Here is a 5531-nt window from a genome sequence, read left to right as displayed (position 1 = left end):
TTTTGATTTTCATTGAGTATTAGAACTATAAAATAGAATAAAATCTAGAAAGGGAACCTATGTTACACAACGCATTTGCCTATGTTACAAGGAAGTTTTTCAAATCGATTGTCATCTTCCTGATTATTCTCCTCATGGCGAGCTTGAGTTTGGTCGGATTGTCGATCAAGGGAGCTACTGCCAAGGCTTCTCAGGAGACCTTTAAAAATATCACCAACAGCTTCTCCATGCAAATCAATCGTCGCGTCAATCAAGGAACGCCACGTGGTGCTGGGAATATTAAGGGTGAAGATATCAAAAAAATCACCGAAAACAAGGCTATCGAGTCTTATGTTAAACGCATCAACGCTATCGGAGATTTGACTGGATATGAACTTATCGAAACGCCAGAAACCAAGAAAAACCTGACACCTGACCGTGCTAAACATTTTGGAAGTAGCTTGATGATTACAGGTGTCAATGACTCCTCTAAAGAAGACAAGTTTGTCTCTGGTTCTTATAAATTGGTTGAAGGAGAGCACTTAACAAACGACGACAAAGACAAGATCCTCCTGCACAAGGACTTGGCAGCCAAACACGGCTGGAAAGTCGGGGATAAGGTTAAACTAGACTCCAATATCTACGATGCAGACAATGAAAAAGGAGCCAAGGAAACAGTCGAAGTGACAATCAAGGGACTCTTTGATGGTCATAATAAGTCAGCAGTAACCTACTCACAAGAACTCTATGAAAATACAGCTATCACAGACATTCACACTGCTGCAAAGCTTTATGGATACACAGAAGACACAGCTATTTATGGGGACGCAACCTTCTTTGTAACAGCGGACAAGAACTTGGATGATGTTATGAAAGAGTTGAATGGCATCAGTGGTATTAACTGGAAGAGCTATACCTTAGTTAAGAGCTCCTCTAACTACCCAGCTCTTGAGCAATCCATCTCTGGTATGTACAAGATGGCCAACCTCCTCTTCTGGGGTAGCTTGAGCTTCTCAGTCCTTCTCCTTGCCCTCTTGCTTAGTCTTTGGATTAACGCCCGTCGCAAGGAAGTGGGAATTCTCCTCTCTATCGGTCTCAAGCAGGCAAGTATCTTGGGTCAATTTATCACCGAGTCCATCTTGATTGCCATCCCTGCTCTTGTTTCTGCTTACTTCCTAGCCAACTACACAGCTCGTGCGATTGGAAATACTGTTCTTGCCAATGTCACTTCAGGTGTTGCCAAGCAAGCCAGTAAGGCTGCTCAAGCCTCTAACCTTGGTGGTGGTGCAGAGGTAGATGGCTTTAGTAAGACCTTGTCAAGCCTAGATATTTCTATTCAGACATCAGACTTTATCATCGTCTTTGTCCTTGCTTTAGTTCTAGTGGTTCTCGTTATGGTGCTTGCTTCAAGCAATCTCCTTAGAAAACAACCAAAAGAGCTTCTGCTGGATAGTGAATAAGTTTGAAAAAATTAGTCTGGAATAAAGATTGCATCTTGTTTTTCTATTCCAGAATGGTGGATAGAGAATGGATATTTAACAATACAAAATAGAGCCGAAAGCAGTGGTGAAAATCATTGCTTTCAGTTGCTTTCTTTGTACTTTAGTGTTTAAATATGATATACTAAAACTATGGAATTTATTAGAAAGGAATTTCACATTTTATATATGGAATTGTGCATAAAAATCTATAGAAATGTTATCTTGAAAATAGATGGATAAATCTGTAGAAGCCTATCCATATTGCAAACATAGGCTAGTAGACTTAGGTAGGGTCTACTTTGGAAAATATAGAATAGTGAGGAAAAATAAACATTATGAGACAAACAAATGTTAGAGGGACATTATCCCTACGTGGCTTTAGAAAATTAAGAACTGGTGCAATTGTTGCGACAGGTGTGATTTTATTGGGTCTGGGCTTTTTAGCTCCAACTGTTTCAGCTAACGAACAAGATGGTGTTTGGGTAGCCAGAACAGTTGCAGAAGTAAAAGCTGATATTCAAAAAGAAGGTGATTTATTTAAGTATGTCATTAAGTGGGGAGATACATTAAGTGTTATCAGCGAAGCAAGCAATATCCCTGTAGATGTACTCCAAGAAATGAATCAAGCTTCAGGCAAGAATTTATTCTTACCGCACAATGAATTGTACTTTACCGAAGCTGAAACGGTTTCAGATACAGTCACAAAACACAAGATTGTCATCAAAGAAAGTGGTGCCAGTGGCGAAGTTCGCACTTACGAAGTTTTGATCAAGAAAGACCAGGAAACAAAAGCTCTTACCTTTGAATTAACAGATGTCACTGAGAAAGTTGAAAAAATGGCTGTGAACTATAGCCCAGTCTATCAGCCTGTATCAGCACCAATAGTGGAAAGTGCGGAAGAATCAGGTGAAGAACTTGCCCCAGTATCACCAGTTGTGACAAGCCCAGAAGTTAAAGAAGAAACAGAAGCTCCAGTAGTACCAAAAGCAGAAGAAGCAGCAACTACTCCAGCACCAAAAGCAGAAGAACCAGTGTCTCCAGCGCCAAAAGTAGACGAACCAGTGGCTAGCATGCCAAAATCAGAGGAGCCAGCGGCTCCAGCACCGAAAGTGGAAGAACCTGAAACACCAGCGCCAAAAGTAGACGAGCCAGTGGCTACAACGCCAAAATCAGACGAACCAGCGGCATCAGCGCCAAAAGTAGACGAACCAGTGTCTCCAGCACCGAAAGTAGACGAGCCAACGACACCTACACCAAAAGTAGAAGAGCCAGCGCCTACCACGCCAAAATCAGAGGAGCCAGTGGGACCAGCGCCAAAAGCAGAAGAACCAGTGTCTCCAGCGCCAAAATCAGAGGAGCCAGCGCCTACCACGCCAAAATCAGAGGAGCCAGTAGCACCCGTACCTAAAGTGGAAGAACCTGCAACACCCGCACCAAAATCAGAGGAGCCAACGACACCTGCACCAAAAGTAGAAGAACCAGTGACTCCAGCACCAAAAGTGGAAGAACCAGCGTCTTCAGCACCAAAATCAGAGGAGCCAGTAGCTACAACGCCAAAATCAGAGGAGCCAGTAGCTACAACGCCAAAATCAGACGAACCAGCGGTAACAACGCCAAAAGCGGAAGAGCCAGCGACTCCAGCACCAAAATCAGAGGAACCAGCGACACCAGCACCGAAAGCAGAGGAGCCAGTGTCATCAGCACCAAAAGTGGAAGAACCTGCAACACCAGCGCCAAAATCAGAGGAACCAGCAGTAGAAACAACGCCGAAAGCAGAAGAACCAGCAGCAGGAACAACGCCAAAATCAGACGAGCCAGCGGCAACCACACCGAAGGCGGACGAACCAGCAGCGACTGAACCAAAAGCGGACGAACCAGTGGTAACAACGCCGAAAGACGATGAATCAGCTTCTTCGGTTGAATCTCCATCAACAGGCAATCATTCAGAAGAGTCTGGAGCACCATCTACAACTCCTACAGGTGATTCAACAGCTACCCAACCAAGTGATTCAACTTCGACACCGGTAACCCCAAGTGAAGAAGCACCGGTCACATCAGGCGATACCAATTCCACTACACAGCCAGCTGGAGAAACAGGTCACTCTGAAACAACTGCAGAACCTTCCAATACTCCATCTGCAGATGCTACAAATGATTCAGGGAGTGCAGCGACATCAGGTTCAGTAACAGATAATACCTCTTCAAACACAGGGACTGCAGATCAACCTGTAGCTTCAAACCCAAGTTCTGAAGAACCAACGGCCTCAGCACCAAAAGCAGAAGAACCATCAGCAGGCACAACGCCGAAAGCAGAGGAACCATCAGCAGGCACAACACCAAAAGCAGACGAGCCAGCGGCAGGAACAACACCAAAAGAAGATACTCCGTCTGAAGAAGTAGCACCTAAAGATGAAAAACTTGAGGAAGCAAAAAAAGATGGAAAAGATGCTATTGAAAAAATTGCAGCTTCAAAACTTAGTGAAATTGAAAAAGTTAAAGATGAAGCAGAAAAAGCTAAGTTAGAAGCTAAATTAAAAGAATTAAAAGAAGCAGGATTAGAAGCGATAAATAATGCTAAAGATCACGATGCAGCAGTAGATGCTACGGATGAATATCAAACTAAGATTGATGAGATTAATGTTCCAGGTGAAGAATTACCAGCACCAAATTATAACAAAGATAATTTAACAAATGGACGTAATGAAGGTACCACTATTAATGATGGAAGTACAGCAATAGGTCATGGGTCAGGTGAAGCTACAGCAACAACTCCAGCACAACCTTCTTCAAATTCAGAAAGGACTTCAAGTTTTAGAAATGCCCCATCGGTTCAAGCAAGAGCAAGAAGAGTGGCACGTTCAACATCAGAACCAGATGGAACTGTAAATATTAGCTATAACTTCGCTGGAATGCCAGATATTCATGGCTTCCTATCTGATCCGGGAGAAAATAACACTGTCACAATTCCTGCTGGAACGAGTGAAGCACAGGCAAAAGAGCTAGTAAAAGAAAAAATTCAAGCCAAGATAAAAGACTTAGCTACTAGAGGGTATCATGTGAAAAATGACATTATTTTTGAACAAGATACTACTGTGAAAAATTATAACTACGTTGTCACATTCGCTAAGGAGGCTACAGGAACTTCAGGTTTCAGAATGGCTCCAGCAGTTCAACCACGCGCTAGCAGAAATCGTAGAAGTCTAGAACAGCCAGCTCCTCAAAAGGTCAAAGTCAATGTTTTTTATAATTTTGATCAAATGAAAGATATTGCAGGTTTCCTAGGAGATATCAATGGAACTCCTCTTGAAGTCGCGGAAGGTTCAACAAATGAACAGGTTAAAGCAGCTGTCAAGAACCAAGTTGATGCTAAGAAAGAAGAGTTGCGCAAACGCGGCTATACTTTCAAAGAGGACTATGTATATCAAGCTAATGGGAAAGATTATAACTACGTTGTCACATTCACTAAGGAAGCTACAGGAACTTCAGGTTTCAGAATGGCTCCAGCAGTTCAACCGCGCGCTAGCAGAAATCGTAGAAGTCTAGAACAGCCAGCTCCTCAAAAGGTCAAAGTCAATGTTTTTTATAACTTTGATCAAATGAAAGATATTGCAGGTTTCCTAGGAGATATCAATGGAACTTCTCTTGAAATTGCAGAAGGTTTATCAAATGAAGAGGTGAAAGTAGCAGTTAAGAAACAAGTTGAAGCTAAGAAAGAAGAGCTGAGCAAACGCGGCTATACTTTCAAAGAGGACTATGTCTATCAATCTAATGGGAAAGATTATAATTACGTTGTAACATTTTCAAAAGCAACCAAATAACGTTCATTCCACAGAGAGTGAAATGTGAGCAGAGAGAGCGATAGGCTCTCTTTGTTTTATCTAGTGGTCAGTTGCTTAAAGACAAAAGTCCAGTAAGAGACTATAATAGAAAATAGAGTAGGTATTTATTCTAATACTCTTCGAAAATCTCTTCAAACCACGTCAGCGTCGCCTTACCGTAGGTATGGTTACTGACTTCGTCAGTTCTATCCACAACCTCAAAACAGTGTTTTGAGCTGACTTTGTCAGTTCT

At 42.4% G+C, this 5531-nt stretch carries 2 protein-coding genes; both read left to right on the top strand.

The window, feature by feature from the left end:
- Window positions 1-59 precede the first annotated feature (59 nt).
- On the top strand, window positions 60-1439 hold the full coding sequence (gene vex3 / locus HMPREF1048_RS05515) for an ABC transporter permease subunit Vex3 (RefSeq protein ID WP_000902995.1): 1380 nt from the start codon (window positions 60-62) through the stop codon (window positions 1437-1439).
- Window positions 1440-1795: 356 nt separating this feature from the next.
- A complete protein-coding gene (locus HMPREF1048_RS05510) occupies window positions 1796-5278 on the top strand; it encodes a hypothetical protein (RefSeq protein ID WP_001250148.1) in 3483 nt (1160 codons plus the stop codon).
- Window positions 5279-5531: the final 253 nt, after the last annotated feature.

This window comes from Streptococcus mitis SK575 (genome assembly GCF_000257865.1).
Classification (GTDB): Bacteria; Bacillota; Bacilli; order Lactobacillales; family Streptococcaceae; genus Streptococcus; species Streptococcus mitis_CQ.
Note: the sequence above shows the minus strand (reverse complement) of the source record. Positions and strands in the feature narration are given on the sequence as shown.

Excerpts from the sequence above, each read along its gene's own strand:
- vex3 (WP_000902995.1), top strand. The coding sequence starts at position 60 with ATGTTACACAACGCATTTGCCTATGTTACAAGGAAGTTTTTCAAATCG.
- HMPREF1048_RS05510 (WP_001250148.1), top strand. The coding sequence starts at position 1,796 with ATGAGACAAACAAATGTTAGAGGGACATTATCCCTACGTGGCTTTAGA.